Origin of the sequence: Rhodobacter sp., assembly GCA_020637515.1 — a bacterium.
Classification (GTDB): domain Bacteria; phylum Pseudomonadota; class Alphaproteobacteria; order Rhodobacterales; family Rhodobacteraceae; genus Pararhodobacter.
Genome location: JACKKG010000001.1, coordinates 192,454 through 218,457, shown reverse-complemented (window position 1 = coordinate 218,457; position 26,004 = coordinate 192,454). Strand labels below are relative to the sequence as shown.

General features: G+C 69.3%; 27 protein-coding genes and 1 tRNA gene. 2 read left to right on the top strand and 26 right to left on the bottom strand.

Annotation, left to right across the window (positions count from 1 at the left end; translation table 11 throughout):
• Positions 1-23: 23 nt before the first annotated feature.
• From H6900_01075 to H6900_01025, 11 genes are all read right to left on the bottom strand, one after another.
• Positions 24-959 carry a hypothetical protein gene (locus tag H6900_01075; protein MCC0071857.1) on the bottom strand — a complete coding sequence of 312 codons (936 nt, stop codon included), beginning with the start codon at positions 957-959 and terminating at the stop codon, positions 24-26.
• Complete coding sequence (locus H6900_01070) at positions 956-1,873, bottom strand: helix-turn-helix transcriptional regulator (protein ID MCC0071856.1); 918 nt, start codon at positions 1,871-1,873, stop codon at positions 956-958. The genes H6900_01075 and H6900_01070 overlap by 4 nt, the downstream gene beginning before the upstream one ends.
• Before the next feature lie 81 nt (positions 1,874-1,954).
• On the bottom strand, positions 1,955-2,371 hold the full coding sequence (locus H6900_01065) for an acyl-CoA thioesterase (protein MCC0071855.1): 417 nt from the start codon (positions 2,369-2,371) through the stop codon (positions 1,955-1,957).
• A gap of 13 nt (positions 2,372-2,384) precedes the next feature.
• Positions 2,385-3,566, bottom strand: coding sequence for a benzoyl-CoA 2,3-epoxidase subunit BoxA (gene boxA / locus H6900_01060; GenBank protein MCC0071854.1), 1,182 nt, complete (start codon positions 3,564-3,566; stop codon positions 2,385-2,387).
• Positions 3,563-3,730 (bottom strand): hypothetical protein, encoded by a 168-nt coding sequence (locus H6900_01055; GenBank protein MCC0071853.1) that lies wholly within the window; start codon positions 3,728-3,730, stop codon positions 3,563-3,565. The genes boxA and H6900_01055 overlap by 4 nt, the downstream gene beginning before the upstream one ends.
• A 109-nt stretch (positions 3,731-3,839) precedes the next feature.
• Entirely contained in the window at positions 3,840-5,291 is a 1,452-nt protein-coding gene (gene boxB, locus H6900_01050; GenBank protein ID MCC0071852.1) for a benzoyl-CoA 2,3-epoxidase subunit BoxB, read from the bottom strand.
• Positions 5,292-5,378: 87 nt separating this feature from the next.
• Positions 5,379-7,037: a 2,3-epoxybenzoyl-CoA dihydrolase gene (boxC, locus tag H6900_01045; protein MCC0071851.1), complete on the bottom strand. Its 1,659-nt coding sequence runs from the start codon at positions 7,035-7,037 to the stop codon at positions 5,379-5,381.
• 108 nt (positions 7,038-7,145) lie between these two features.
• Positions 7,146-7,559, bottom strand: coding sequence for a DUF309 domain-containing protein (locus tag H6900_01040; protein MCC0071850.1), 414 nt, complete (start codon positions 7,557-7,559; stop codon positions 7,146-7,148).
• On the bottom strand, positions 7,556-8,371 hold the full coding sequence (locus tag H6900_01035) for an alpha/beta hydrolase (GenBank protein MCC0071849.1): 816 nt from the start codon (positions 8,369-8,371) through the stop codon (positions 7,556-7,558). Before H6900_01035 ends, H6900_01040 begins: the two co-directional genes overlap by 4 nt.
• On the bottom strand, positions 8,368-9,918 hold the full coding sequence (locus tag H6900_01030) for a benzoate-CoA ligase family protein (protein ID MCC0071848.1): 1,551 nt from the start codon (positions 9,916-9,918) through the stop codon (positions 8,368-8,370). The genes H6900_01035 and H6900_01030 overlap by 4 nt, the downstream gene beginning before the upstream one ends.
• Before the next feature lie 143 nt (positions 9,919-10,061).
• Positions 10,062-11,198, bottom strand: a complete 1,137-nt coding sequence (locus tag H6900_01025; protein ID MCC0071847.1) for an alpha-D-ribose 1-methylphosphonate 5-triphosphate diphosphatase — start codon at positions 11,196-11,198, stop codon at positions 10,062-10,064.
• 92 nt (positions 11,199-11,290) lie between these two features.
• Here H6900_01025 and H6900_01020 point away from each other — a divergent pair, with 92 nt between their 5' ends.
• Positions 11,291-11,953 (top strand): DUF1045 domain-containing protein, encoded by a 663-nt coding sequence (locus H6900_01020; GenBank protein MCC0071846.1) that lies wholly within the window; start codon positions 11,291-11,293, stop codon positions 11,951-11,953.
• Here the strand turns inward: H6900_01020 and phnN are convergent.
• The 7 genes from phnN to phnG form a co-directional block, all read right to left on the bottom strand.
• Positions 11,926-12,477, bottom strand: a complete 552-nt coding sequence (gene phnN, locus H6900_01015; GenBank protein MCC0071845.1) for a phosphonate metabolism protein/1,5-bisphosphokinase (PRPP-forming) PhnN — start codon at positions 12,475-12,477, stop codon at positions 11,926-11,928. The two genes, H6900_01020 and phnN, sit on opposite strands and share 28 nt — an antisense overlap.
• Positions 12,474-13,151 carry a phosphonate C-P lyase system protein PhnL gene (gene phnL / locus H6900_01010; protein MCC0071844.1) on the bottom strand — a complete coding sequence of 226 codons (678 nt, stop codon included), beginning with the start codon at positions 13,149-13,151 and terminating at the stop codon, positions 12,474-12,476. Before phnL ends, phnN begins: the two co-directional genes overlap by 4 nt.
• Before the next feature lie 92 nt (positions 13,152-13,243).
• Positions 13,244-14,020 carry a phosphonate C-P lyase system protein PhnK gene (gene phnK, locus H6900_01005; GenBank protein MCC0071843.1) on the bottom strand — a complete coding sequence of 259 codons (777 nt, stop codon included), beginning with the start codon at positions 14,018-14,020 and terminating at the stop codon, positions 13,244-13,246.
• Entirely contained in the window at positions 14,017-14,883 is an 867-nt protein-coding gene (locus H6900_01000; protein ID MCC0071842.1) for an alpha-D-ribose 1-methylphosphonate 5-phosphate C-P-lyase PhnJ, read from the bottom strand. Before H6900_01000 ends, phnK begins: the two co-directional genes overlap by 4 nt.
• Positions 14,880-15,950, bottom strand: coding sequence for a carbon-phosphorus lyase complex subunit PhnI (locus H6900_00995; protein ID MCC0071841.1), 1,071 nt, complete (start codon positions 15,948-15,950; stop codon positions 14,880-14,882). Before H6900_00995 ends, H6900_01000 begins: the two co-directional genes overlap by 4 nt.
• Positions 15,950-16,522, bottom strand: coding sequence for a phosphonate C-P lyase system protein PhnH (phnH, locus tag H6900_00990; GenBank protein ID MCC0071840.1), 573 nt, complete (start codon positions 16,520-16,522; stop codon positions 15,950-15,952). The genes H6900_00995 and phnH overlap by 1 nt, the downstream gene beginning before the upstream one ends.
• A gap of 8 nt (positions 16,523-16,530) precedes the next feature.
• Positions 16,531-16,968, bottom strand: coding sequence for a phosphonate C-P lyase system protein PhnG (phnG, locus tag H6900_00985; protein MCC0071839.1), 438 nt, complete (start codon positions 16,966-16,968; stop codon positions 16,531-16,533).
• Between the two features lie 83 nt (positions 16,969-17,051).
• On the opposite strand from phnG, the gene phnF reads away from it, so the two are divergent.
• Complete coding sequence (phnF, locus tag H6900_00980) at positions 17,052-17,759, top strand: phosphonate metabolism transcriptional regulator PhnF (protein ID MCC0071838.1); 708 nt, start codon at positions 17,052-17,054, stop codon at positions 17,757-17,759.
• 147 nt (positions 17,760-17,906) lie between these two features.
• Here the strand turns inward: phnF and H6900_00975 are convergent, their stop codons facing one another.
• The 8 genes from H6900_00975 to H6900_00940 form a co-directional block, all read right to left on the bottom strand.
• The gene (locus H6900_00975; protein ID MCC0071837.1) at positions 17,907-18,524 is read right to left on the bottom strand and encodes a chloramphenicol acetyltransferase; all 618 of its coding nucleotides are present in this window, start codon (positions 18,522-18,524) and stop codon (positions 17,907-17,909) included.
• Between the two features lie 36 nt (positions 18,525-18,560).
• Entirely contained in the window at positions 18,561-19,889 is a 1,329-nt protein-coding gene (gene phnE / locus H6900_00970; GenBank protein MCC0071836.1) for a phosphonate ABC transporter, permease protein PhnE, read from the bottom strand.
• Between the two features lies 1 nt (position 19,890).
• A complete protein-coding gene (gene phnE / locus H6900_00965; GenBank protein MCC0071835.1) occupies positions 19,891-20,757 on the bottom strand; it encodes a phosphonate ABC transporter, permease protein PhnE in 867 nt (288 codons plus the stop codon).
• A 76-nt stretch (positions 20,758-20,833) separates the two neighbouring features.
• Positions 20,834-21,739 carry a phosphonate ABC transporter substrate-binding protein gene (gene phnD / locus H6900_00960; protein MCC0071834.1) on the bottom strand — a complete coding sequence of 302 codons (906 nt, stop codon included), beginning with the start codon at positions 21,737-21,739 and terminating at the stop codon, positions 20,834-20,836.
• A 34-nt stretch (positions 21,740-21,773) separates the two neighbouring features.
• Positions 21,774-22,619, bottom strand: a complete 846-nt coding sequence (gene phnC / locus H6900_00955) for a phosphonate ABC transporter ATP-binding protein (GenBank protein MCC0071833.1) — start codon at positions 22,617-22,619, stop codon at positions 21,774-21,776.
• Between the two features lie 426 nt (positions 22,620-23,045).
• Positions 23,046-23,121, bottom strand: a tRNA-Thr gene (locus H6900_00950).
• Positions 23,122-23,224: 103 nt separating this feature from the next.
• Positions 23,225-24,808: a heme biosynthesis protein HemY gene (locus H6900_00945; protein ID MCC0071832.1), complete on the bottom strand. Its 1,584-nt coding sequence runs from the start codon at positions 24,806-24,808 to the stop codon at positions 23,225-23,227.
• Positions 24,809-24,822: 14 nt separating this feature from the next.
• A complete protein-coding gene (locus tag H6900_00940) occupies positions 24,823-25,998 on the bottom strand; it encodes a hypothetical protein (GenBank protein ID MCC0071831.1) in 1,176 nt (391 codons plus the stop codon).
• Between the last annotated feature and the right edge of the window lie 6 nt (positions 25,999-26,004).

Here is a 26,004-nt window from a genome sequence, read left to right as displayed (position 1 = left end):
GGGCTCCTTGTGCGGGCATCCTGTCACCCGGGCGCGGCGGGGTCCAGCCACTCTGCGACGGCCCCCGGGGTCAAGCCCAGCGCCGCCTTGGCGACCAAAGCCAGCGCGCCGGGTTCGGCGCCCGTGGCCCGCGCCGCCTGCCCAAGCGAAGCGCGCAGGCGCTGGCGGATCTCGGTGTCGGTGAAAGCGCGCGGCGCGAGGCCCGCGAAATGGGCTTCTTCGCGCGCCAGATCCTCGATCAGCGGGTCGATGACGTGCCCGCCGCCGCCGGGATAGCGATACCAGCCGACCCCGGCCTTGCGGCCCAGACGCCCCTCGGCGACCATCCGGGCCAGCACCGGCAGGGGGTGCCCGTCGCGGCGGTGGCGGGTGTGCGCCTGATCCAGTCCGCGCCGATCCTGCGCCGCGCACGGGCCGGGGGCGAACCCCAGGGCCTCGGCGGCGGCGTCCACCTCCCACGGGGTCGAACCCTCGAAGATCAGCGCCTCGGCCGCGTCCTCGACCGCGGCCAGCAAGCCGGGGGCGATGAAGCGGGGGACCGTCACCGGGGTCGCGCCCAGACGGCGGACGAGGGCCGCGGCCCCGGGGTCAGAGCCGGCGAGGATTTCGATCACCCCCAGGTCCGGCGGCGGTGCGGCGATGGCGATCACCGCCCGGCCCGGTCCCGGCGGCAGGCCCGCGTCCAGACCGACCGCCAACACCCCGGGCCGGGCGACGGCGTCCAGCACCGGCACGCGGCCCTCGGTTTCGATCACCAGATGCGCCCCGGCCGCGGCGCCGGCGCCGACAGCCAGCCCAACCGCGCCGGTCCTGCCCGCGCGGGCCAGCAGGTCGGCGGTGCGCGCCAGGTCGTGGGCATCGTCCAGGATCAGCGTGACCTGGTGGCCGCAGTCGCCCAGCGCCAGCGCCAGCGTCAGCGCGCGCGGGCCGCCACCCGCCACGGCGGCGCGCGGCCTCAATCCAGGAATCCGTGCTCGCGGATCAGCGCCAGCAGATCGCCCAGCGATTCGTCCACGCTGCGCCCTGTCGTGTCCAGCTTTGCGCGCGCCTGGTCATAGAGCGTCTCGCGGCTGGTCAGGATGAACCTGAGCTGATCCATGGCCTCGGGGTTGCCGGCCATGGGGCGGGTGTCGCCCTGCGCGCGCACACGCCCCATGTGCTCGGTCGGTGCGGCCTTGACCCAGATCGTGTGGAAATGCGCGAGCAGGGTCTTGAAGGTCTCGGGCTCGGACACGATGCCCCCGGCGACGGCCAGGATCATCTGGTCATGCGTGGCGATGATGCGGCTCATCGCCTGCGCCTCGAGCCGCCGGTAACCCTCCTGCCCGTAAAAGGCCATGACCTCGTTCACGGGCATTCCGGCCTGATCCTCGATCTCGCGGTTGAGTTCGACAAAGGGGATGCCCAGCGCCTGCCCGGCAAGATGGCCCAGCGTGGACTTGCCCGCACCCCGCAGGCCGATCAGCGCGATACGATGGCGGCGCGCGGTGGTCTCGGGCTGCGGCGACAGCATGTCCAGCACCTTTTGGCGGGTGTCGCCGGGGGCGCTGCGAAACAGATCGGCCACGCGCAGCGCGTCCGAGGTCCAGGGGTCGTCCTCGCCCACCAGCCATTCGATCCGGTGGTCCAGCGCCTCGGCCACGCGCTGCAACAACCCGATCGAGATATTGCCCTCGCCGGCCTCGAGCAGCGCCAGATAGCGCGGCGAGACGCCGGACATGTCCGACAGCACGCGGCGCGGGATGCCTTTCAGTTCGCGCGCCTTGCGCACCCGTTCCCCCACGCGCAGGATCAGCGCGCGCACCGCGGCGTCGCCGCGCGTCTCGGCCTGGGTTGCCAGGGTTTCTCCCCGGAAATTCGTGATCTCGGACATGGCGACCGTCTAGGAACAATAGTGCACAAGCCTAGGGGATCGCTGGCGCGGTGCCAACACATTAACCGCAACGATGCAGTATCATGCGTCGGATTCGACGAAAGGCTCCAGCGCGGTGCGGACCTCGGGCGGGATCGGGATGGTCTCCAGCGCCCCGACCCTGGAAAAGACGCTGACGAAATGCCCCTCGAAGCAAAGCACGCCATCCTGCCGCCCACGCACCCGGAACCGGACCGAGGTTCCGCCCAGCTTGACCGGAACGACCTCGCAGATCAGGGGGTGGCGCGGGGTGACGGGGGCGCGAAAATCCAGGTCCAGGTGCACGAAGGGACCGCCGTAGCCGCGGTCCATCTCCATCGCGAACCAGCCGGCACCGATGCTGTGTTCCCAGAACGCATCGATCGCCTCCAGCGCAAAGGCGGGCAGGCGGCCGGTATAGGCGATCTTTGCCGGGTCGCAATCGCCCCAGCCGACGCGAATGGTGTGGGTAAAGGCCATGGCGTGCCTCCGGTCAGTAGGTTTCGACGTGATAGCGGCCATCCTCGCGCATGGCGTCGCGGGTCGCCTCCCAGGGCAGGCCGGTGCTTTCCGCGATGTTGCGAAACGCCAGTTCGACGCCCTGTTCCATCCCTCTGAGGCCGCAGATGTAGATATGCGTCCTGGGATCGGCCAGCATCTCGGCGACGTCCTCCTGTTCGACCATCATGCGGTCCTGGACGTATTCCTTGGGCGCACCGGGAATGCGGCTGAACACCAGGTGCTTTTTCAGCAGCCGGTCGGGAACCTTGTTCAGGGGGCCGAAATAGGGCAGCGAATCCGGCGTGCGCGCACCGAAGAACAGGACCATGTCGCCGGGGCCGGCCAGGGCGGCGCGCTGGCGGCGCATGGTGAAGCCGCGGAAGGGCGCCGAGCCGGTGCCGGTGCAGACCAGAAGCATCCGCGCTTCGGGGTCTTGCGGCATCAGGAAGGTCGCGCCGAAGGGGCCGGTGACCTGCACCGCGTCGCCGATCGCCAGATCGCAGACATAGTTCGAGCACAGGCCCCGGTCCTCGCGCTTTACGGTCAGCGAGAGGTTGTTGTAGTTCGGCCGCTCGCCATCGCGCGGGCTGGATACGGAATAGAGCCGCGGCAGGTGCGCCTTGCCCTGGGCGTCGGTGCCGGGCGGGATGATGCCGATCGACTGACCCTCGAGCACGGGCATCGGCTGGCCGCCGAAATCGAGGATGATGTGCCGCACGTCCGCGCCGGATTCGGCGCTGGTCAGCCGGTAGTTTCCCTGCACCCGAGCGGTCGCGGGCTTGCCCAGGGTATAGAGGTTGACGGTGGGTTTCGACGCCGTGGCGGGCGCGCGCGACTTGCCGCCGGCGCCCTGGTGGGCCTCGGCCAGCAGGGCCTCCATCGCATCGTCCAGCGCCTCCACCCCGCCCGAGGTGCCGATGTCCTGTTGCGCGGGCAGGTCCTGCCACGAGAATTGCTCGTCCAGCGAATAGGGGGTCTGGACCACGCGCCACTCGTCGATCGAACCGGTCGGACAGACCGGGATGCAGTCCATGCAGAAGTTGCACGTTTCGGCATCGACCACGACATTGGTGTCGTCGTGGACGATGGCGCCCACCGGGCAGGTCATCTCGCAGGTATAGCAGCGGATGCAGATTTCCGGGTCGATGAGGTGCTGTTTCAGGGGCAGGGTCATGCGCGCGGCTTTCGGGGGCTGTGCAGGATCATCTCGGGCAGATGACAGAGTTCGATGACGCTCCAGCAGGTGCCGGCGCAATCCGGGCAGTCCAGGCAGTGCGGGCGATCGGTCAGGGTGGGGGCCGGGCGCGGCGACGGCGCGGCGGGCTGTTCGAGGGGCATGGCGGGTCCTCCCTGGGTGTCTGGCAAAGGACACGGTAATCGGGGCGCGCCGGGATGTCACGCGCGCGGCAGGTAGGGTGCGTGCTAGCACGCACCCTACGGCGGGCCGTCAGGCCATGTAGAGCTTCACATACTCGAAGTCGCCGGGCTTGTTGTCGATGCCGACCTTGGGCGGGTTGATCCAGCCCGCGTATTGACCCGGTTCGGTCACCGGCTTCATCAGCGACTGGATGAAATCCCCGTCGGCATGTGTCGGCAGCCAGTCCTTGCGCCGCGCGTCATACTCGGCCCCCGACAGAAGCGTGCCGTCCGGGGCAAAGGTCTTGCCCGCGAAGACGCCGATCTGGCGGTGGAAGGCTTCGTGCGGCAGCCGCAACTCGAACTGGACACCCGATTTCTCGATGATCTTGTTCCAGCGGCCGACGCCGCCGGCCGCGTCGCGGCTGTAGTCGTCGCGCAGGCGCATGTTGATCGCCGTCAGGGCCGGGACCTCGTGGCGCACCAGCGTGCCATCGACGAAATCCCACACGGGATAGGTGTCGCTGGTCAGCTTGTGGTCGTCGGTCAGCCGGTGCTCCATATAGCGGCCCTTGATGCCCGCGTTGAAGGCATTGGCCGCGTTTGTGGAGACTTCCTGCCCGAACAGGTCCAGGCTGAGCGTATAGTGCAGGTTCAGCTTCTTCTGGATCGTCGGCAGGTCGATGACCCCCAGCGCGCGGATACGGTCGATGTCATGCGGATCATCGATGCCGGCGGCTTTCATCGCCTCGCAGGTGCGTTCGATGGTGCGCCCGACGCCGGTTTCGCCCACGAACATGTGGTGCGCTTCCTCGGTCAGCATGAAGCGGCAGGTGCGCGAAAGCGGGTCGAAACCCGATTGCGCTAGGGCTTCGAGCTGCATCTTGCCGTCGCGGTCGGTGAAATAGGTGAACATGAAGAAGGACAGCCAGTCCGGCGTTTCCTCGTTGAACGCCCCCAGCATCCGCGGCGCTTCCTCGGACCCCGATTGCCGGCGCAGCAGGTCGTCGGCTTCCTCGCGGCCGTCGGCGCCGAAATACTTGTGCAGCAGGTAGACCATGGCCCACAGGTGGCGGCCTTCCTCGACGTTGACCTGGAACAGATTGCGCAGGTCATAGAGCGAGGGCGCGGTCAGGCCCAGGAACCGCTGCTGCTCGACCGAGGCGGGCTCGGTGTCGCCCTGGATCACGATCAGCCGGCGCATGAGCGAGCGGTATTCGCCGGGCACCTCTTGCCAGGCGGGTTCGCCGGCGTGCTCGCCGCAGGGGATGCGCCGGTCCTCGACCTGGGGCGCCAGCAGCACGCCCCAGCGGTATTCGGGCATCTTCACATAGTCGAACTTGGCCCAGCCCTTGGGATCGACCGACACGGCGGTGCGCAGATAGACCAGCGATTTCTGAAAGTTCTGCGGGATCAGGTCGTTCCACCAGTTGATGTAACCGGGGTGCCATTTCTCCAGCGCCTTGAGCACGCGCTTGTCGGACGACAGGCCGACGTTGTTGGGGATCTGCGTGTCATAGCTGACATTGATGAGGTCGATCATGAATTCTCCTCCTGGGGACGGTGCGCGGGACCTGCGCACCCTACGGAAACAGCGGGGGCGCGCAGTCGTTGCGCACCCCAGGGTCGGTCACACGCGTTGCATCGAATAGTCGCCGCGCACCCCGGTGCCATAGCGTTGCAAGGCGCCGGTTTCGCCGGTGGCGTTCGGGCGGTTGAAGATCCAGTTCTGCCAGGCGGTCAGGCGCCCGAAGATCCGGGTCTCCATCGTCTCGGGTCCGGCGAAGCGCAGGTTCGCCTCCATCCCGGTCATCGCGTCCGGGCTGAAGCTGGCGCGTTCTTCCATGAAGATGCGGATCTCGTCGTCCCAGTCGATGTCGTCATAGGCATAGGTGATCAAGCCGGCGTCCATCGCGGCCTCGGCGTCGAGCGCCTCGCCGATGCGGTTCTTCAGCGCATCGACGGTCTCGGGCTCGGCCAGGAAGCGGGTTTGCAGGCGCGTCAGGGCGTTGCCCATCGGGAACGGGCCAAAGTTGCCGGCCGATAGCGCGACGGTGGCTTCCGGGCGGTTGTCGCCCTCGAACGCGCCCTGCATCATGTAGCTGCGGTCCGAGGCCCACAGCAGTTCCGCCAGGAACCCGGCGTAGCACGAGCCGTTCTCGACCAGCGCCACCAGCGACCGCGAGGTCACATCGACCCGCTTCAGCACCCGTTTCCAGTATTGCACGATCTCGCGCGCAAGCCAGTCGCCCGGGTTGCCCAGCAAGAAGGCCTCGTGCGCCAGAACCGCCCGCGGGTCGCCCTGGGTGCGGAACACCATCAGGCCCAGGTCCATTTCGTTGAGGCGCAGCTCCAGGATCGCGTCGTCGAATTCCCGCGCGAGCCGCAGCATCCACGACTGATCGCCCTGCGCATGAAGGTCCTCGATCGTCGCCGGCACCGGCTGGTCCGGACCGTTCAGCGTGACCGTGACCTTGCGCGCGGCGCGGTCTACGGCGACCTCGACCAGCGAATACTGGATCGCGCCATCCGTGCCGATGGTCTTTTGCAGAGGCGTCAGCGCGATGCCCTGGCCCGTCGGCTTGTCCGAGGCGGCGGCGAATTCCCTTGCCCGTTCCGCCACCGTGGTGTCGAATTTCGAATTCGCGATCACCTCGTCCACCAGGCGCCAATCCTTGGCGCGCTTGCCCTTGACCCCCTCTTCCAGCGAACAGAACACATCCGCCAGGTCGCGGCGCACCTTGCGCTTGTCGGTGACGCGGGTCAGCCCGCCGGTGCCGGGCAGCACGGCCAGCAGCGGAACCTCGGGCAGGGCCACGGTGGTGCTGCTGTCGTCGGTCAGCATGATGTGGTTGCACGCCAGCGCCAGTTCATAGCCACCCCCGGCGCAGGCGCCCTTCACGGCGGCGATGTATTTCTGCCCCGAGTCGATCTCGGCGGCCTCGAAGGTGTTGCGGGTCTCGTTGGTGAATTTGCAGAAATTGACCTTGTGCGCGTGCGTCGCGCCGCCCAGCATCCGGATGTTCGCGCCGGCGCAGAACACCTTGTCCTTGCCCGAGCGCATCACCACCACCTTCACCTCGGGGTGTTCGAACCGCATCCGCTGCACGACATCGGCCAGTTCGATATCCACGCCCAGATCGTAGCTGTTCAGCTTCAGTTGGTAGCCGTCGAACAGGCCGCCGTTCTCGTCCACGTCCATGGTGAGGTTGGCGATGGCGCCGTCATAGGTGACGCGCCAGTGACGATACCGCGACGGGTCGGTCTGAAAATCGATGCGCTTGGTCACTGGAGGGTTCTCCTTGAATCATCGGTCCTGTTCGCTGCGTGCACAATAGTGCAGATGCGAGGGCCGGTAAATAGCTAATGTTCCGGCGGTGAGGTGTATATTGCACATTCACCAGGGCGACTCCGGCGCAAATAGTGCATTATTTTGCAAAAACAAGTCAAGATCGGCCTGCAAGCCCCCGGGATCGAGGCCGGCGACGCGGGCGCCGCGCCTTTCGCCCTCATGCAGGGCGGCGGTGGCGAGGGCCAGAATCCGGTCGCGGGCCGTGGGCCGGCCCATGCGGTGCTTCAACCCGGCGTTTGCCAACTGGATCGCGCCGCGCATCACCTCACGCTCGGCCGAGGCCGGGGGCAGCGCCGCCCAGATCCGTTCCCAGCATTCGTGCGCCTCCCAGAAATAGCCGCGGCGAAAAGCCTGGAGACCCGCCGCCAAGGCCTCTGGTCCCGACAACCCGGCGAACAGCGCGGGGTCGGGGCGCGGGGTGCGGCCCGGCTGGTGCGGCGCGGCCGGCAGCGGGATCACGCGCCCTCGGGGCGGGCAGCCTCGTGCGCGATCAGCCGCCCGGTGAAGGCCCGCACCGCCGCCAGAACGGCGTCCGGCTGTTCGAATTGCGGCGCGTGCCGGCAATCGTCCAGCACCAGCGTATCGACCGGCGCATAGCTTTGATCGGCGATCGCCTGCACCTGCGCGAGCGTGCCGTATTGATCCTGCCGCCCCTGGATCACCAGCGCGGGCACGCGCAGGTAGCCGATGGCGTCGGTCACATCCCAGTCGGCGAATGCAGGGTTCAGCCAGGCGTCGTTCCAGCCGCGAAAGGTCGCCACCGGGTCGCGGTGATATCGGCCCATCCTGGCCGCCAGGTCGGTGCTGTCGAACGCCACGCGGGCGCGCGCGATCTCGGCCAGGCCCAGGGGTTCGGTAAAGACATGGGGCGCCATCAGCACGAGGCCGCGCACGCGGAAATCCGCCACCCGGCCGGCGTATTCCAGCGCGATCGTGGCGCCGTCGGAATGGCCCATCAGCACATAGGCGGGCGCACCGATGGCATCCAGCACCGCCGGCAGGACGCCGGTCGCGTGGCGGGTCATGTAATCGACGGGGTGGGGCAGATCGGCGGGATCGGACTGGCCATAGCCCTCGCGCGAATAGGCAAAGACGGGCAGCCCCGTCGCCTGTGCCAGCCGCGCGGGCACGTCACGCCAAAGCGCCAGGCACCCCAGCCCTTCGTGCAGCAACACCAGGACCGGCCCGGCCGCGCGGTCGCCCCAGCAAGCCCATTCCAGCCGCTTGCCGCCGGCCGTCAGCCAACCCTGGCCCGCCGCCCAGTCGATCATGCGCCCGCCCCCGGATCGCGCAGCTTGAAGCGCTGGATCTTGCCGGTCGCGGTCTTTGGCAGGTCGGCGACAACGGTGATCCAGCGTGGATATTTCCACATGCCGATGCGGGACTTGATGTGCGCTTTCAGCGCCTCGGTATCCAGCGCGGCGCCCTCTTTCAGCACGACGAAGGCGGCGGGTTTCAGCAGGTCCTTGTCATCGGCGCGGGCGACCACGGCCGCCTCGAGGATACCGGGATATTCGACCAGCGCCTGCTCGACCTCGAACGGCGAGACCCAGATGCCCGAGACCTTGAACATGTCGTCGGTGCGGCCGCAGTAGACGAAGCGCCCCTCGGGTGTGCGCTCGTATTTGTCGCCGGTGCGGGTCCAGTGGCCCTGAAAGGTGCTCAGGCTTTTCGAGCGGCGGTTCCAGTAGCCTTCGGCGCTCGAGGGGCCGCGCACCAGCAGTTCGCCGACCTCGCCCTCGGTCACGTCCTCGTCGTGTTCATCGACCAGCCGCACCTCGTAGCCCGGCACCGCCACGCCCGAGGTGCCATAGACGATCTCGCCGGGACGGTTCGACAGGAAGATGTGCAGCATCTCGGTCGAACCGACGCCATCGACGATTTCTGCGCCCCACAGCGTTTCCCACCGCTGGCCGATGTCGCGCGGCAAGGCCTCGCCGGCCGAGGTGCACAGCCGGACGCAATGGTCGGGCCGGGTGCCTTTCCTTTCCTGCTCGGCCACCAGCGCGGCGTAGAGCGTCGGCACCCCGCAAAAGATCGTCGGGCGTTCGCGTGCCATGATGTCGAACACCGCGTCAGGGGTCGGGCGCCCGCCGAACAGAACCGCGGTAGCCCCAACCGAAAGCGGGAAGGTCATGCCGTTGCCCAGCCCATAGGCGAAGAACAGTTTGGCGACGGAAAAGACGGTGTCGTCCGCGCGGATGCCCAGCACCTGCGCGCCAAAGGTGTCGGCGGTGGCCTTGAGGCTGGAATGGATGTGGCGCACGCCCTTGGGCACGCCCGTGGACCCCGAGGAATAGAGCCAGAAGGCCAGTTCGTCGCCCTCGGCCTCGACCGTGTCCTGAGGTTGCGCGCCATCCATGAACGCGTCCCAGCCGATGCATTCGGTGCCGTCGCAGGTCTGCGCGGTGCCGATCACCACCACGGCGCGCAAAAAGCGGTTGCCGTCGATCGCGGGCTTCACCGTGTCCCACAACTGGTCCGACACAATCAGGATCGAGGCGCGGGAATCGTTCAGGATCGCTTCGTAAACCGAGGCCGACAGCAGCGTGTTCAGCGGCACCGGAATCGCGCCGGCCTTGATCGCGCCCCAGAAGGCGACGGGAAATTCCAGCTGGTCGCGCACGATCATCGCGATGCGTTCCTCGCGGCGGACACCGTGGCGGGTCAATGCCCCGGCAAAGCGCGCGCTCTGATCGGCCAGGCCGCCATAGGTCAGGCTGCGCCGCGCGCCGTCGGCCTCGCGGAATGCGGTCTTGTCGCCGCGCCCCTCGGACAGGTGGCGGTCCACGAAATAGACGGCTGCGTTCTCATTCACGGCTGATCTCCTCCCGTCGCGGGCGCGGCCATCCTCCCCGGCCGGGCGCGGATTCGCACCGCCGCATGTGCGTTATAGTGCAATCTTCGGCGGGTTTGGCAAGGAAAGAGTTTCCTCGATGCATTTTCCTGCACCTCACGCCCTCAGGCGACGCGCACCCCCGCAACCCAGGTGCCGCGCACCGCGCCGGCGGCACCAAAGCGGCGCACGCGGATCACGTCGGCGCGCAAGCCCTCGGTCAGCGTGCCCCGGTCGTTCAGGCCCACCGCCCGCGCCGGCCCCTGCGTGACGGTGGCGATCCCGCGTGCGGTATCGCCCCACTGATCGCCCAGCATCAGCGCGCCCCCCAGCAACGCCGAGGGGACGTAATCCGACGACAGGATGTCCAGCAGCCCGGCCTCGGCCAGATCGCGCGCCGCGACATTGCCGGAATGCGACCCGCCGCGGATCAGGTTGGGCGCCCCCATCATCACCGCGATGCCCTGCGCCACGCAGGCGCCGGCGGCGGTCGCGGTCGTCGGGAATTCGGCCAGGGCAACCCCCTGCGCGGCCGAGGCCGCCACATGCCCCTCGGTGGTGTCGTCATGGCTGGCCAAAGCCGCGCCAAAGCGGCGCGCGGCGCTAACGGCGGCGGCTTCATGCGCGGATCGCACGCGGTCGCCCAGGGCGCGCTGGGCCTCCACATGGGCCAGGAACTCGTCCTCGCTCAGACCGTATTTGCCGCGCAGATAGCGCCGATACTGGGCCAGATCGGCGAACTGCCGCTGCCCGGGGGTGTGATCCATCAGGCTGACGATGCCGACGCGGTCCGCCGGGCCGAACCGCTCCAGCTCCTGCGTCAGGGTTTCCGAACAGACCTCGGCGCGCAGATGCAGGCGGTGGCTGATGCGCAACATGCCCGCCTCGCGCGCGGCGAGGATCTCGTCCGCCATGCCGCGCGCGTATTCCCGCGCCCCCTGACTGCGCGAGATCAGGCTACCGACGCGCAGCGCGTCGAAAACCGTGGTGATGCCGACGCCCGCCAGTTCGGCGTCATGGGCAATGATGGCGGCGGCATGGGGCCAGTCCACCCCAGGCCGTGGCTGAATGTGGCGCTCAAGATTGTCGGTGTGCAGCTCGATCAGGCCGGGCATCACCAGGTCGCCGCCGCAATCCTCGGCCCCGGCGGGCACATCGGCGCCGGCGTCGATCCGGGCGATCCGCCCCTGGTCCATCACCAGCGCGCCGGTCATCACGCGGTCGGGCAGCACAAGGGTCGCATTGGCAAGGATCGTGGTCATCGGGCATCCTGTCTGTCTGGGGTCGGCCGTCGCGCCGGCAGAATCGGGAAAACCGTCACGGAACCGTGACGATGCTGGGGCAGGGTGCCGCCATGAAACGCTATGCGCTCTATTTTGCCCCGCCCCCGGGGCCGTTGGCCCGGGCCGGGGCGCAGTGGCTGGGCCGCGACGCCGTCACCGGCCAGTCGCTGGCGCAGCCCGATCCCGGGCTGCCGGCGCTGACGGCCAGCGCCCGCCGCTACGGGTTCCATGCCACGCTCAAGGCGCCCTTCGCGCTGGCCGAGGGAACCGACGAGGAGGCCCTTCTGGCCGCCGTCGATGCCTTTGCCGCCGGTGTCGCGCCCTTTGCCATCGGGGGATTGCGCGTCGATCTGCTGGGCCGCTTTCTCGCGCTCACGCCGATCGGCGACACGGGGCCGCTGCGGGATTTCGCCGCGCAGGTGGTGCGCCGCTTCGATCGGTTCCGCGCGCCGCTGACCGACCGCGACCGCGCCCGGCGCCATCCGGACAGCCTGCCACCCCGCCAGCGCGCGCAGTTGGACCGCTGGGGGTATCCCTGGATCTTCGATGACTTCCGCTTTCACCTGACCCTCAGCGATCCGCTGACCGAGGCGCAGCAAACCCGCTTTCGCCCCATGGCCGAGGACCTGTTCGCGCCGCTGCTGCCGCAACCCTTCGTGATGGATGCGCTTTGCGTGTTCGGCGAGGGGGTTGAGGGCGACTTTCGTCATCTGCACCGCGCACCGCTGGGCTGAAAGGCCGCGCGCAGGCACGCGATGCCCTGCTCTGGCGTGCCGTCGTTGACGATCTCGATCACCGGCAGGTCGGCGGGCTGCGCGGTGACGTCGCGCGCCAGCCGCTGGGCGATCTGTGCCACGCTTTCGCGCCCGCGCCCCACCAGCCGCCGCGCCAGCAGATCGGGCGGCGCAGTGATGACGATGACGGTCAGCGCGGGAAACACCGCCCCGGCCCTGGCCAGCGCCGCGCGCGAGCCGTTGAAGACCACGTCCCGCCCCTCCCGCAGCGGCGCCAGCTCGCTGTGGGGGATGCCGTAGCACAGCCCATGCGCGCGCCATGTCAGGGCAAAGGCGCCCTGGGCCTCGCGCAGCGCGAACTCGCTTTGCGCCACGCCCTCGAAGGGTTCGCCCCCGTCGCCCGAGGGCCGCGTGATGACGCGCCGCACCCAGTGCGGCCCGCCCGGCGCGGCACAGGCGCCGGCCAGCAGCGTGTCCTTGCCCGCACCCGAAGGGCCGACGACCGTGAACAACCGGCCCGTCACGACGGCACCGAAAAGCCCGTGACATCGACCACCCGGTCGCAGACCTGCGCCCGTGCAGCCTCGTCGTGAAAGATCCCCAGGATGGCGGCGCCGCGCGCCTTGGCCTCGGCGATCAGGGCCAGCACGACGGCGCGATTGCCGGCGTCCAGGCTGGCGGTCGGCTCGTCCAGCAGCATCGCCGGCCAGGCGTGGACAAACCCGCGCGCGATGTTCACCCGCTGCTGTTCGCCGCCGGAAAAGGTGGTCGGCGACAGTGGCCACAGGCGCTCGGGGATGTTGAGCCGCGCCAGCATCGCCGCCGCACGGCCGCGCGCCTCGGCCTCGGGCACACCCAGCGCCAGCAGCGGCTCGGCCACCACGGCCAGCGTCGCCACGCGGGGCACGACGCGCAGGAACTGGCTGACATAGCCCAGCGTGCCGCGCCTCAGCGCGATGATGCGCCGCGGCTCGGCGCCCGCGATTTCCGTCTCGCCCACGCGGATCGACCCTCCGTCCACACGGTAATTGCCCCAGATCATCCGCATCAGTGTCGATTTTCCGGACCCCGAGGCCCCGACCAGCCCGACGCATTCCCCCGGCGCAACCCGCAGGCTGGCCCCGGTCATCACCGGCAACACCGCGCCACCTTGATTGTGCAGTGTGAAACTCTTGGACACATCCCGAACCGCGATCATCTTTGTGCTCCAAATATCCTCGGGGGTTTCCAAAGGGGGCAGAAGGCCCCCTTTGGGCGGGGGGTTCGGGGGGCGGCAGCCCCCCGACGCCTTCAGACCTGCAGGACCGAACTGACCAGCAACTGCGTATAGGCCTGCTGCGGGTCGTCCAGAACCTGGTCGGTCAGCCCCTGCTCGATCACCCGGCCATCCTTCATCACCATCAGCCGGTCGGCCAGCAGGCGGACCACCGCCAGGTCGTGCGTGACGATCACCGCGCTCAACCCCATCGACCGCACCAGCCCGCGCAACAGGTCCAGCAGCCGCGCCTGCACGCTGACGTCCAGCCCGCCGGTCGGCTCGTCCATGAACACCAGCCTCGGCCCGGTCACCAGGTTGCGCGCGATCTGCAACCGTTGCTGCATCCCGCCCGAGAACTGCCGCGGCCGGTCGTCAATGCGGTCGCCGGCGATCTCGACCCGGCCCAGCCAGTCCAGCGCCTCGGCGCGGATCTGCCCGTAGTGGCGCGCGCCCACGGCCATCAGCCGTTCACCCACGTTGCCGCCGGCGCTGACCCCCATGCGCAGCCCGTCGCGCGGGTTCTGGTGGACAAAGGCCCAGTCGGTGCGGCCCAGCATCCGGCGCTCGGGCTCGGTCATCGCCAGCACGTCGCGCGGCCCCTCGGTGCGCGTGTCGAAGACCACGCGCCCGGTGTCGGGCGTCAGGTGGCCGGCCAGACAGCCCAGCAGCGTGGATTTGCCCGAGCCCGATTCGCCGACGATCCCCATCACCTCGCCGGGCCACAGATCGAACGACACGTCCGTGCAGCCGACCCGGCCGCCGTAGGTCCGGGTGATGCCCTCGACCCTCAGAAGCGGTTGGTCACTCATGCGGCGTCCTCCTGCGCGGACAGGCGCCCGCGGTGGCCTGTCGCCTGCCGTCCGGCGCAGTGGTCGGTGTCCGAACAGACGAACATCCGCCCGCCGGCGTCGTCCGTGATGACCTCGTCCAGATAGCTGCCCGGGTCGCCGCACAGGGCGCAGGCGTGCGGCGCTTTCGAGGCCTCGAACGGGTAATCCTGGAAGTCGAGGCTGACGACACGGGTAAAGGGCGGCACCGCGTAGATCCGCTGCTCGCGCCCGGCCCCGAACAGTTGCAGCGCGGGCGAGTCCGAGAGCTTGGGGTTGTCGAACTTGGGGATCGGTGACGGGTCCATGACGTAGCGCCCCTCGACCTTGACGGGATAGGCGTAGCTGGTGGCAATGGCGCCGTTTCGGGCGATGTCCTCGTAGAGCTTCACATGCATCAGGCCGTAATCCTCGAGCGCGTGCATGCGCCGGGTCTCGGTTTCGCGCGGTTCCAGAAAGCGCAGCGGTTCCGGGATCGGCACCTGGTAGACCAGGATCTGCCCGGCGGTCAGGGGCGTTTCGGGAATGCGGTGGCGCGTCTGGATCACGGTTGCCTCGGCGGTGCGTTCGGTCACGGCGACCCCGGCGGTGCGCTGAAAGAACTTGCGAATGCTCACCGCGTTGGTGGTGTCGTCCGCGCCCTGGTCGATGACCTTGAGCGTGTCGTCCGGCGTCAGGCAGGCGGCGGTCACCTGCACGCCGCCGGTGCCCCAGCCATAGGGCATCGGCATCTCGCGGCTGGCAAAGGGCACCTGGTAGCCAGGCACGGCGACGCCTTTCAGGATCGCGCGGCGGATCATCCGCTTGGTCTGTTCGTCGAGATAGGCAAAATTGTAGGCGCTCATTCGGCGGCCTCCCGCTGAGCCGCGCGCAACCGGCGCACCAGCTCCAGTTCGGACTGGAAATCGACGTAATGCGGCAGCTTGATATGCTCCAGGAAGCCGGTCGCCTGGATGTTGTCGGCGTGCATCAGCACGAATTCGGCGTCTTGCACCGGGGCGCCGGTGTGATCCTCGCCCAACTCCTCCCAGCGCAGGGCGCGGTCCACCAGAGACATCGAGATCGCCTTGCGCTCGGACTGGCCGAACACCAGGCCATAGCCGCGGGTGAACTGCGGCGGCTGCGACCTGGAGCCGGTGAACTGGTTCACGGTCTCGCATTCGGTGACGGTGATCTCGCCGATCGCGACGGCGAATCCCAGCTCGGGGATGTCCATCTCGACCGTGACTTCGCCGATGCGCAATTCGCCCACGAAAGGATGCGTGCGCCCGTAGCCGCGCTGGCTGGAATAGGCCAGCGACAGGATGAACCCCTCGTCGCCGCGGGTCAGCGCCTGAAGGCGCAGCGCACGGTCGGCGGGCAGTTCCATCGGCTCGCGCGTCAGGTCGCGGGGCGTGGAGTCGCCGGCGGGCTCGTCCTCGATCAGGCCCTCGCGGTCCAGAAAGCCGGTGACGCGGGGGACCGGCCCCAGCGGCGCGGCCTGCGGGGCGCGGGGGGGCGCGCCCTCGGCCGCCAGGGCAAAGTCGATCAGCCGGTGCGTGTAGTCGAAGGTCGGCCCCAGCACCTGCCCGCCCGGCAGATCCTTGTAGGTGGCCGAGATCCGCCGCACCGCCGCCATCGCTCCGGTATCGACGGGGCGCGCGTGGCCCAGCCGGGGCAGGGTCGTGCGATAGGCGCGGATCAGGAAGATCGCCTCGATCAGGTCGCCGCGCGCCTGCTTGATCGCCAGCGCGGCCAGGTCGGGATCATAAAGCGACCCCTCGGCCATCACCCGGTTCACCGCCAGCGCCATCTGCGCCCGGATCTGCGCGACGCCGAGTTCGGGAATCGCCGGGTCGCCGCGGCGTTCCTCGGCCAAAAAGGCGTGGGCGTTGTCGATGGCGCGTTCGCCACCCTTGACGGCGACATACATCAGGCGGCCTCCACCCTGGTGCTGCGCGGCAGGCCGGCGAGACGGTCGCCGCAGGTCAGCAGCGTGTCGAAACCCAGCGGGAACAGCGCGCGATTGGCCCGGAACGCGGCGATTTCGGGCAGACTGAGACGGGCCGCCCCGTCGATGCCGGGGCCGCGCAGCGTCGCGCCGGTGTCGTCCAGGCGGTCGGTGACGACCACCAGCGTGGCGGCGCGGTCGGGGTAATCCGGCGTGCCGATGGCAAAGCGCGACACCGGCGCCAGATCGGTCCATCTGCCAAAGGCAAAGACGGCCTCGCCGGCCGGCACCAGCGGCGCGGCGGTGTGAAAGGTGATCCAGTCGCGCACCGCCGCGCAATCCAGCGCGCCGGCCAGGTGCACCGGCGTGGTGTTGTCCAGCAGCACCAGCGCCGCCACCCCGGCGGCAACCGGCATCGGCGCGGGCGGGGTGGCGCCGGTCAATCCGACGATGCAGCCGGGACGCGACAGCGCGTGCAGGATCGCGCGAAAGGCCACGGCCGATTGCGTGGGTGCGGCGGCAAAGCCGCCCGCCATCGCGGCCGGGGTCAGCATGGGGTCTGTCATCCGTCCTCTCCCCGAACCATGGTGAAGAATTCGACCCGCGTGGCGGCGGCCTTGCGGGCGCGGTCCTCGCGTCTTGCCGCTTCCTCGGCCCCGAGGGGGGCCAGCACGTCGCGCGTCACGCTGTCGGCCTGGGCGCCCTGCAACAGCGCGTCCACGACGGCGGCGCGGCGCGCGTGGTCCTTGTCGCGGCCCTGCACATGGGCGTGGCCGATGGCGCCGTCATCCAGCCGGACGGTGCAGCGGGTCACGGTCATTTCGCCCAGGTTGAAGGGGGCGCCGGTGCCGCCCTGCCGGCCGCGCACCATCACCGCGCCGATCTCGGGTCCGCGCAGCACGGCATGGGCCGGCAGGTCGGGAAGCAGCGCGGCCAGCCTTTCCGGCAGGGCCCGCGCCAGCAGCCCCATGGCCGCCGGTCTGTCAAAGATCTGGGTCATGGACATCTTGTCGATTTGTCTAGATTACTATACAACTAGACATCCAATAGCACCCAAGATTGTCCGATGCACATGAAATTTCGATGACGGACCAGCTTTCCCTCTGGCGGCAGATCGCGCGGTCCCTGGACGAGGATATCGCCAACGCGCGCCCCGGCGACCGCTTGCCGAGCGAGGCGCAGTTGGCCGCGCGCTTTGGCGTCAACCGCCATACGGTGCGCCGGGCACTGGCTGCGCTGGCCGAGGCCGGCACCGTCCACGCCCGGCGCGGCGCGGGGGTTTTTGTCGCCGCGCGCCCGACAGAGTATCCGCTGACCCGGCGCACCCGGTTCCACGAGGCGCTGTCCGCGACCGGGCGGGTGCCAGGGCGGCGGGTGCTGAGCGTGCAGTCCGCGACCGCGTCCCAGGTCGAGGCGCAGGTGCTGGCCCTGGCCCCCGGCGAGCCCGTGCTGCGGGTCGAGGGGGTCTCGTTGTCCGACGGGCAGGTGATCGGCCATTTCCGCTCGGCCTTTGCGATGGCGCGGCTGCCGGGCCTGGCGCAGCATATTCGCCTGGGCAAGGGCGTGACCGAATCCCTCGCCGCCTGCGGGGTTGCGGATTACACCCGCGCCTGGACCCGGCTGACCGCGTGCAACGCCGATGCGATCCTGGCGGGGCATCTGCAACTCAGGCCCGCAGAGGCGGTGATGCGGCTGGAATCGATGAACCAGGATCCCGCCGGTCAGCCCCTAGAATACGGCATCACTCATTTCGCCGGGGCGCGCGTCACGCTGACCGTCGCGCCCGAGTGAGTGCGCCCACGTTCCGCGCGACGGCGTCCTGATCGACGACGGCCCGGCGACCGCGATCGACCTCGGGGGCTAACTGGTGTCGGCCGGTGGCCGGCTGGCCCATGCGCAGGGCGCGGGATGCACGCGCGGCGCAATGAGCGGCGGGCATCAGCCGCCGCAGGCGTCCAGAAACGCCTCGGCGCCCAGGGTGCGGAAATCGCTCAGCGCGGCGCGCAGACGGTCGTGCGGCCAGTCCCACCAGGCCAGCGCCAGCAGCCGTTCGGCCACCGCGTCGGAAAACCGCGCGCGGATCGGGCGCGCGGGCACCCCGGCGACGATCAGGAAGGGCGCGACATCCTTTGTCACCACCGCGCCCGAGGCCACGACGGCGCCGATGCCGACCGTCACCTCGGGCTTGACGATGGCGCCGTGGCCGATCCAGCAATCGTGCCCCAGCGTGCAGCGCCGCGCCGCGCGCCGGGCAAAGAATTCCGCATCGTCGGGTTCCTCGGGCCAATACGCGGCGCTGCGATAGAGAAAGTGATGCTGCGCCGCGTTCTGCCACGGATGATCGGTCGGCCCGATACGCGTCATCGCGGCGATATTGGCGAATTTGCCGACCGTGCAATTCGCGATATCGGCCATCCGGTCGCAATAGGCATAGTCGCCGAATTCGGAATTCAGCACGCGCGATCCGCGCCCCACCTCGCACCAGGCGCCAAAGGTGCTGTTGTGGATCTCGCAGTCGGGGTGGATCAGGGGGGTGTCGGCGGACAGGCGCGGCATGTCGGGGTCTCCTCGGGCGGGTTCGGGGGGCAGGGCTCAGCGGCCGCTGCCGTCCCCCTTGATGAGCCGGTCGCGCAGTTTGGCCGAGACCGCGTCCAGTGCCACCACCATCAGCACGATCAGGATGATGTAATACGTCACCTTTTCCCAATCTTGCGTGGTCTGGATCGCCTGGGTCAACAGCAGGCCGATCCCGCCGCCGACGATGGCGCCGACGATGGTCGCGGATCGGGTGTTCGATTCGAACAGATACAGGACCTGGCTCAGGATCACCGGCAGCACCTGCGGCATGACGCCAAAGCGATAGCGCTGCACCGGCCGGGCGCCGGTGGCGCGGATCCCCTCGATCGGTTTGCTGTCCACGTTTTCCAGGGCCTCGGAAAACAGCTTTCCGAAACTGCCGGTGTCGGTGATCAGGATCGCCAGCGCGCCGGTCATCGGCCCGGGGCCAAAGGCGCGCGACAGAACGATGGTGAAGATCAGCGCATCCACGCCGCGCACGAAGTCCAGCACCCGGCGCACGGCAAACCGCAGCCACCGCGCGGGGGTGAAGTTGCGCGCCGCCAGAAAGGCCAGCGGCAGCGCGATCATCGCCGCGCCAAAGGTGCCCAGGAACGCCATGAGGATCGTCTCGCCCATGGCCCAGGCGACATCCCCGTGGCGCCAGATTTCGTTGGTCCAGATGTTCGAGATCATCAGCGACAGGTTGGTCTGCGCCGGGTTCAGGCGCGGCCCCCAGGCCAGGCTTTCCGCGATTTCGGCCCAACTCATGCGGTGAAACGGGCTGTGCAGGTCAAAGAAGAACAGCTCCCACCCCGGGAAATAGCGCATGGTTTCGGTGCGCGCGCGGGTGACCGTCAGCCGCCCCGCGACAGTGTTGACGCTGACGCGCGTGCCCGAGGCGTTGATGAAATCGGGCACCACGGGACCGGGCAGCGACAGGTCGATGGCGGTTCCGGTGTTGGTGATGCGGATCTGGCCGTAGCCGGGCAGGTCATACAGCGCGACCGGGCCGTCATAGATCACACGGTGACCCTGCGGCAGGTCGATGACCGTGCGGGTGCCGTCGCGATGGACCCAGGCTGGGGTCTCGTCCGCCGCAAGGGTCATGCGGCGCGAGCCCTCGATGGCGACCGAAACCGCGTCGGTGCGGTTGTCCCGGGTGACATGCACCTTGTAGCGGATGGCATCGCCCAGCAGAGTCGCCGCATTGTCCAGCCGCGCGCGCTGGGCCAGGCCGGGCACGTCAAAGGCGACAAACACATAGGCCAGATAGACCAGAACCAGCGCGGGTGCGGCGAAAGCCCACAGCCGTTTGCGGCGGAAATCGCCCAGAACGGCGGTTTGCAGCGCGATATCGGCCATGTCAGGCCCTCCCCTGCGTCAGGCGGTGGCGGACCAGGCTGGACGCCTGGTCCAGCACGACGATGGTCAGGAACAGCACGATGAAGATGCCGGCGGCCTCGTCCAGCTTGCCCTGGCCAAAGGTCATGGCGTTCTTCAGGTCATAGCCGATGCCGCCCGCGCCCACGAACCCCAGGATGGCCGAGGCGCGCACGTTGATCTCGAACCGCAGCAACGCATAGCTGAAGTAATTGGGCGCGACCTGCGGCACCACGCCCAACAGCATCCGCTGGCTCCATCGCGCCCCGACCGAGGCCAGCCCCTCGACCGGCTTGGGGTCGATGTTCTCGTTCACCTCGGCGAACAGCTTGCCCATCGCGCCGGCGGTGTGCAGGCCGATGGCGATGGCCGCGGGCACCGGACCCGCGCCCAGCAGGAAGATCAGCACCAGCGCCACCACGATCTCGGGCACGGCGCGCAGGATATCCGCGATCCGGCGAAAGACGCCCGCCAGCGCGGGCAGCGGGGCCAGCCCCCGGGTCGCCAGCAGCGACAGCAGGATGCCGCCCAGCGTGCCGGTCAGCGTGGCCACGGCGGCGACGTTCAGCGTTTCCACCAGCGCGGGCAGGGCATCCCGCATGTGGCCGGGCAGGTTTTCGGCCTTGTCCCAGGCTTCGGACAGGATGGCGGCGGGAAAATCGGGCAAATGCGCCAGACCTTCGACAAAGCCCCCGGCGTTGCGCGATTCGGCGGTGCGGAACCCGGCGATCATCAGCAGCGCGAAAACCAGCAGCATGAGCCCGGAATAGAGCCGCCGCCGCCGGGTCAGCGCCAGATACGCGCGGCGGATCGTATCGGGGCCCGGCGGGGCGATCGGTGTCACGGTCATGGCAGCGTCCACAAGGGCCGGGCCCCGGCGCGATGGCGGGGCCCGGCGATGTCGAAAGGATCGGACCGGCCGCGGATCAGTTCATCTGCGCGCGACGCACGTCGATGATGGTCTGATAGGCCTCGTGGGTGATCGGCGCGAAGCCCGCGGTCTCGCCCGCGGCAACGCCATAGAGGCACGCCTGGTCGCGCTCGCCCAGGTGTTGCAGCAGGTCGGTGACGGTGTCCTTGACCTGTTGCGGCAGGCTGCTGCGCAGCACCACAGGGCCCTCGGGGATCGGGTTCGAGCGCCAGATCTCGACCAGGTCGTTCATGTCCACCAGGCCCGCGTCCACGGCCCGGCGCAGCGCGCCCGAGTTGTAGCCGTCTTCCCAGTTGCCCAGCCCGTCGGCCCAGGTCACGCCCGCGTCCACGTCGCCGTTGTTTACGGCGATGATGGTTTGCTCATGGCCGCCGGTGAACACCACCTCGCCAAAGAAATCGCCCGAGTCCATCGAATGCCCGGTGACGCGCGGGATCTCGATCGACGGCACCAGATAGCCCGAGGTCGAGTTCGGGTCGCCAAAGCCGAAGCGGCGCCCTTGCAGGTCCATCAGCGACTGGATGCCGCTGTCGGCGCGCGCGAACCCGATCGAGAAATACGAGAACGACCCGTCGAGGTTGGTCTTGACCAGCACGGGTTCCACGGCGTTCGGATCGGCCAGCCAGGTCGCCGCATAGCCCGAGGCCCCCAGCCAGGCAAAGTCCAGCGACCCGCCCAGCAGACCCTGGATCACGCCGTTGTAGTCGGCCGGGGTGAACAGGTGGACGGGCACGCCGAGGGCGTCCTCGACATAGGCGCGAAAGCACTCGTTCGACGCCAGGCGATCCTGCGCGTTCTCACCGCCCAGAAGGCCGATGTTGAACTCGGTGATCGTCGCCTGGGCCTGGGCGACGCCGGTCAGCGCGGTGGTCAGGATCAGAGCGGCAGCAAGGGATTTCATCGGGGTTCTCCGTGGCGATGAAGGTTGGGCAAGGTCAGAGGAACGACGCCGCGATGGCGGCGGCGCGGGCCGGCCGGGGACGCGTCCCCATCGCGGCCGGCGCGATGGCCGGGATCGCGGTCGATGTCGCGTCCTCGTTGAAGCTGTGGTCGGCGCCGTAGATCGCGCGCGCGGCGTCGGTGGTCAGGTCGCTGGCCGGGCCGTCGAACACCAGCTTGCCGTCGCGCAGGCCGATCACCCGGTCGCAATAGCGCCGCGCTGTGTCCAGCGTGTGCAGGTTGGCGATGACCATGCGGCCGTCTTCGGTGTTGATGCGCTTGAGCGTGTCCATGACAAGCTGCGCGTTCATCGGGTCCAGGCTGGCGATCGGTTCGTCCGCCAGGATGATCCGGGGGTCCTGCATCAGCGCGCGGGCGATGGCGACGCGCTGCTGCTGGCCGCCGGACAGGGCCTCGGCCCGCTTGGGGGCCTGGTCGGCGATGCCCAGGCGGTCCAGAATGTCCAGCGCCTGAAGGATGTCCTCGCGCGACCACATGTTGAACAGCGTCGCCAGCGTCGAACGGCTGTTCAGCTTGCCGTGCAGCACGTTCGAGGCCACGTCCATGCGCGGCACCAGGTTGAACTGCTGAAAGATCATCGCGCATTGGCTCTGCCAGGCGCGGGCCTCGGCGCCGGTCAGGGCCAGTATGTCGCGGCCGTCAACCAGGATCTGGCCGGAACTGGCCGCAGTCAGCCGGTTCACCATCCTGAGAAAGGTGGATTTCCCCGCGCCCGAACGGCCGATGATGCCGATGAACTGCGGCCCTTCGACCGTGAAACTGATGGCGTCCACCGCGGTCCGTTGACCGAACACGCGCGAGACATTGCGGACTTCCAGCATCGCCGGCCCCCTGAAGTTGCAGGGCCGTTGTGCGGCGCGGTGGTAACAGCGACGTGTCCGCTGCGCGTCAGTTCTGTAAAAAGACCGGCCCGGTTTTCCGTCCCCGGCGCGCGACCCGCACCAAACCGTCACACCACGCACATGCGGCGGTGCCGGTCCCGGCGCGGCAGGGGGTGCTTGTCCGGTGGCGTGCTACGGTTCGTCCGCCCGGGGGTGTCCACCCGGTAGCCCAAGCTGCGCTGCTGAGGGTCGTCGATCCGCTTGTGCGTCGTCACTCCGCCGGGGGCCTCCCGCAATACCCCCGACATTGCCCCCGACGCGGGGGCTCATCGTGGATGAAATCGGATGACCGCGGACACTGAGACACCACCAAAGCCTTGAAAACAGGGCTTTCTGAATGTCTCTGACAGTCTCTGAACAAGAAAGTGGTGCCGGTGAAGGGACTCGAACCCCCGACCCCATCATTACGAATGACGTGCTCTACCAGCTGAGCTACACCGGCACGGTGCAGCGGGTTGCCCCGCTGAGGTCGGGCGGTTCTTAGCACCGGGTCGGTGCAGTATCCAGCCCCTTTTTTCGGCTTTCTCGCCGCCCGGACGGGCCGGTCACAGGCCCATCCGGCGGGCCTGGTCCAGGTCGATGCCTTCGGGCTCGTCCTCGGGAACGGGGGGCGGTTCGGGGGCCCGGTCGGCCGTGGCGGTGGGCGCGTCCGCGCGTTCGGCGGCGGGCGCGGGGTCGATCTCCTCGGCGGTGGCGTCGATCGGGTCGGCGTCGTCGTCGTCGAGGTCGGCGGTCGCGTCGTCCAGGTCGTCCGCGGCGGGCAGGGCGCCGACGATCAACGGCAGCATTTCGGTGCCTGTGGCCGAGGCGCCGGACGAATCGGGCGGCGCGTTCCAGGCCAACGTGTCAAAGCCGCCGCAATTGTCGCACAGCGGGTGCCAATGGGCGTGCACATGGTGGCAATTGTCGCAGACCCATTGCGGCCCGCGCGGCGCGGTCAGCGCCCGGGCCAGCCAGCCGCGCACCACCTGATCGGGCGAGCCCTCGCCGCGTTCGATGGCGGCCATGATGGTCATGACGCGTTGCGTGGGGGCGGTCTCGTGCAAATCGCCGATGGCGCGGCGCGCGGCGGGGAAATCCTCGGCCGCGATCAGCAGTTCGGCGCGGGTCTGGCGTTCCTCGGGGCCGGGATGCAGCGCCAGCAGAGCATCGAAGCGTTTCACCCGCGCGGCCGTGGTCTCATCGGGCTGGATCGCGGCAAAGGCCTGCGCCAGATCGGGGTGCGGCCGGGTTTTCCAACTGCGTTTGAGCACCTTGGCGGCGGCGTTGCGCTTGCCCCGCGCGACCAGTGCCCGGGCGGCCATGACGGCGGCCGGCACCAGGTCGGGCGAGCGTTTGTTGGCCTCGATCGACAGGTCCTGCGCCAGGGCCGGGTTGGTGGCCTCGGCCTCGGCCTGTTGCAGGGTCAGAACGGCATCGCGGCGCTGAAAGACCGGCTTGGGCAGACGCCCCGCGCGCGTGGTTTCCAACAGCGTCTTGCGCGCACCGGCCCAGTCGCCCGCCTTGGTCTGAAGCCCCAGCAGCATATCCTGGGTGGGCGCGTGGCCCGGGCGCAGGCTGAGCGCGGTTTCAGCCAGTTTGCGCGCCTTGGTGGCGTCGCCCGCGTCGATCTGCTGCCTGAGCAACCCCTGCACGCCGACAAAGCGGCCGCGATTGTCCTCGAGCAGGCGCTTGTAATACTCCTCGGCCAGCTGGGTGTTGCCCTTCGCCTGCGCGGATTGCGCGACCAGAAGGGTCGTGAGCGCCTGATCGTCGAGCAGCTTTTCGGCCTTGCGCGCCTTGGTCAGGGCCTTGTCCCCCTCGCCCGCGGCCAGGGCCAGAAAGCCGTCGGTCAGGGCCTCGAGCCCGCGCTGGCGGCGATTGCGGGCGAAATAGCGGCTGATCGCGGTCTCGTCGCCATTGATGAAGCGGATCGACGCCACCAGCAGGCCCATCAGCTTCATCAGCAGCCAAAGGCCGGCCAGAAGCAGGATTGCGGCGATCGCCATCTGCACCGGGCCCAGCGTGAATTCGACGCTGTTGAAGGCCACGCGCAGACCGGCCTCTTGCTGCATCAGCGTCTGCACGCCCAGCGTCAGGCCGGCAACGGCGGCCAGGAACAGGGCGATCTTGAGAATGGTCCAGATCATCGTTTCTCTCCGCCTCAGTCCTGAGCTTGCGATTGCAGGTCCGACAGCGCGGCCAGCGCCGCCAGCCGGGTTTCAGCCTGGGCGCGCCAGGCCGCCATCGCGGCGGCGGGATCGCCGGTCAGTGCGTCCAGTTCGGTGATCGTGCCGGGCAGGTCCCCCTGCCTGAGCGCGGCCTCGGCCCGGGACAGGATCGAATCGGTATCGGCCCCCGCGCGCGGCGTGAGCGAGCGCGCGCCGGTCTGCGCCCTGAGGAACCCCAGCATCCGGTCGCCCAGCGATTCACCCTGCGCGGCCACCGGCTGCGCGGCCAGCGCGGCGCGGGCGGCGGGGGCATAGCTGTCTTGCAGGTGCGACAGTGTCACAAGCCCATCGCCCAACGGTGCCAGCGCCGCCGGGGCGTCGCCCAGCGCGGCCAGGGCCTGAGCGGCCGGGGCGCCGCTTTCGGCGGCGGCGACCAGATCGGTGATCGCCGCGCGGCGCGCGACGCGGGCTTGCTGCGCGGCAACGTCCTGTTCGCGGCTGGTCAGCGCGGCAGCCTGGGCTTGCACCTCGGCGCGGGACTGCGCGAGGGCGGTCTCGACCGCGCTGCGGGCCTGCTGGACGACGTCGGCCTGGAGCGCGTCGATCCGCTGACCCAGCGCGGCAATCGCGTCGGCGGGATCGTTGGGGGTGGCCCGGGTTTCCAATGCGCCGAGGCGAGCCTCCACCGCCGACAGGTCGGGCGCAGGTGCCGGGGCTGGGGCCGGGGTGCTTTCCAGCGCGCTCAGGCGCTGCTCCAGCGGGGCAAGCGCGGCCTGCAACGCGCCCGGGGCAAGGCCCTGCGGGCGCGATTCGAGCGCGGCAAGGCGCGCTTCCAGGTCGGTTCGCGGGGCGCGCCAGCCCTCGGGCAGAAGGGTCAGCACCACGGCCGCCCCCAGGGCCGCCGCGATCGCACCGCCCGCGATCATGCTGCCGGTGCCGGCGCCACCCCGCGCGGGCGGGGTCGGCGGGGGCGGGGGCAGGCCTGGCGCGGTTTCGGCGGCCGGTTCGTCGGTCACGGGTTCCGCCGCCTCGCCGGGCGCGGATTCGGTCGAGGGGATGTCGGTCAGGGGCTCGACCTCGGTGTCGAAGGGCCCGGTCTGGTCGCTCCGGGCCGCGTCCCCGGTCGTCGTCCTGGGGTCGCGATCGGTGCCCGTTTCCGTGCCGGCCATTGTCAC

What these genes read in the sequence shown, in the direction of transcription:
- H6900_00995 (MCC0071841.1), bottom strand. Translation starts at nt 15,950, where the DNA reads ATGTATGTCGCCGTCAAGGGTGGCGAACGCGCCATCGACAACGCCCAC.
- H6900_01055 (MCC0071853.1), bottom strand. Translation starts at nt 3,730, where the DNA reads ATGCCCCTCGAACAGCCCGCCGCGCCGTCGCCGCGCCCGGCCCCCACC.
- boxA (MCC0071854.1), bottom strand. Translation starts at nt 3,566, where the DNA reads ATGACCCTGCCCCTGAAACAGCACCTCATCGACCCGGAAATCTGCATC.
- phnC (MCC0071833.1), bottom strand. Translation starts at nt 22,619, where the DNA reads ATGCTGGAAGTCCGCAATGTCTCGCGCGTGTTCGGTCAACGGACCGCG.
- phnL (MCC0071844.1), bottom strand. Translation starts at nt 13,151, where the DNA reads ATGATCGCGGTTCGGGATGTGTCCAAGAGTTTCACACTGCACAATCAA.
- H6900_00945 (MCC0071832.1), bottom strand. Translation starts at nt 24,808, where the DNA reads ATGATCTGGACCATTCTCAAGATCGCCCTGTTCCTGGCCGCCGTTGCC.
- H6900_01000 (MCC0071842.1), bottom strand. Translation starts at nt 14,883, where the DNA reads ATGAGCGCCTACAATTTTGCCTATCTCGACGAACAGACCAAGCGGATG.
- H6900_01025 (MCC0071847.1), bottom strand. Translation starts at nt 11,198, where the DNA reads ATGACCACGATCCTTGCCAATGCGACCCTTGTGCTGCCCGACCGCGTG.
- phnE (MCC0071835.1), bottom strand. Translation starts at nt 20,757, where the DNA reads ATGACCGTGACACCGATCGCCCCGCCGGGCCCCGATACGATCCGCCGC.
- phnF (MCC0071838.1), top strand. Translation starts at nt 17,052, where the DNA reads ATGACGGACCAGCTTTCCCTCTGGCGGCAGATCGCGCGGTCCCTGGAC.
- phnD (MCC0071834.1), bottom strand. Translation starts at nt 21,739, where the DNA reads ATGAAATCCCTTGCTGCCGCTCTGATCCTGACCACCGCGCTGACCGGC.
- H6900_01070 (MCC0071856.1), bottom strand. Translation starts at nt 1,873, where the DNA reads ATGTCCGAGATCACGAATTTCCGGGGAGAAACCCTGGCAACCCAGGCC.
- H6900_00975 (MCC0071837.1), bottom strand. Translation starts at nt 18,524, where the DNA reads ATGCCGCGCCTGTCCGCCGACACCCCCCTGATCCACCCCGACTGCGAG.
- H6900_01065 (MCC0071855.1), bottom strand. Translation starts at nt 2,371, where the DNA reads ATGGCCTTTACCCACACCATTCGCGTCGGCTGGGGCGATTGCGACCCG.
- phnH (MCC0071840.1), bottom strand. Translation starts at nt 16,522, where the DNA reads ATGCTGACCCCGGCCGCGATGGCGGGCGGCTTTGCCGCCGCACCCACG.
- phnK (MCC0071843.1), bottom strand. Translation starts at nt 14,020, where the DNA reads ATGAGTGACCAACCGCTTCTGAGGGTCGAGGGCATCACCCGGACCTAC.
- H6900_00940 (MCC0071831.1), bottom strand. Translation starts at nt 25,998, where the DNA reads ATGGCCGGCACGGAAACGGGCACCGATCGCGACCCCAGGACGACGACC.
- boxB (MCC0071852.1), bottom strand. Translation starts at nt 5,291, where the DNA reads ATGATCGACCTCATCAATGTCAGCTATGACACGCAGATCCCCAACAAC.
- H6900_01035 (MCC0071849.1), bottom strand. Translation starts at nt 8,371, where the DNA reads ATGATCGACTGGGCGGCGGGCCAGGGTTGGCTGACGGCCGGCGGCAAG.
- phnG (MCC0071839.1), bottom strand. Translation starts at nt 16,968, where the DNA reads ATGACCCAGATCTTTGACAGACCGGCGGCCATGGGGCTGCTGGCGCGG.
- H6900_01020 (MCC0071846.1), top strand. Translation starts at nt 11,291, where the DNA reads ATGAAACGCTATGCGCTCTATTTTGCCCCGCCCCCGGGGCCGTTGGCC.
- phnE (MCC0071836.1), bottom strand. Translation starts at nt 19,889, where the DNA reads ATGGCCGATATCGCGCTGCAAACCGCCGTTCTGGGCGATTTCCGCCGC.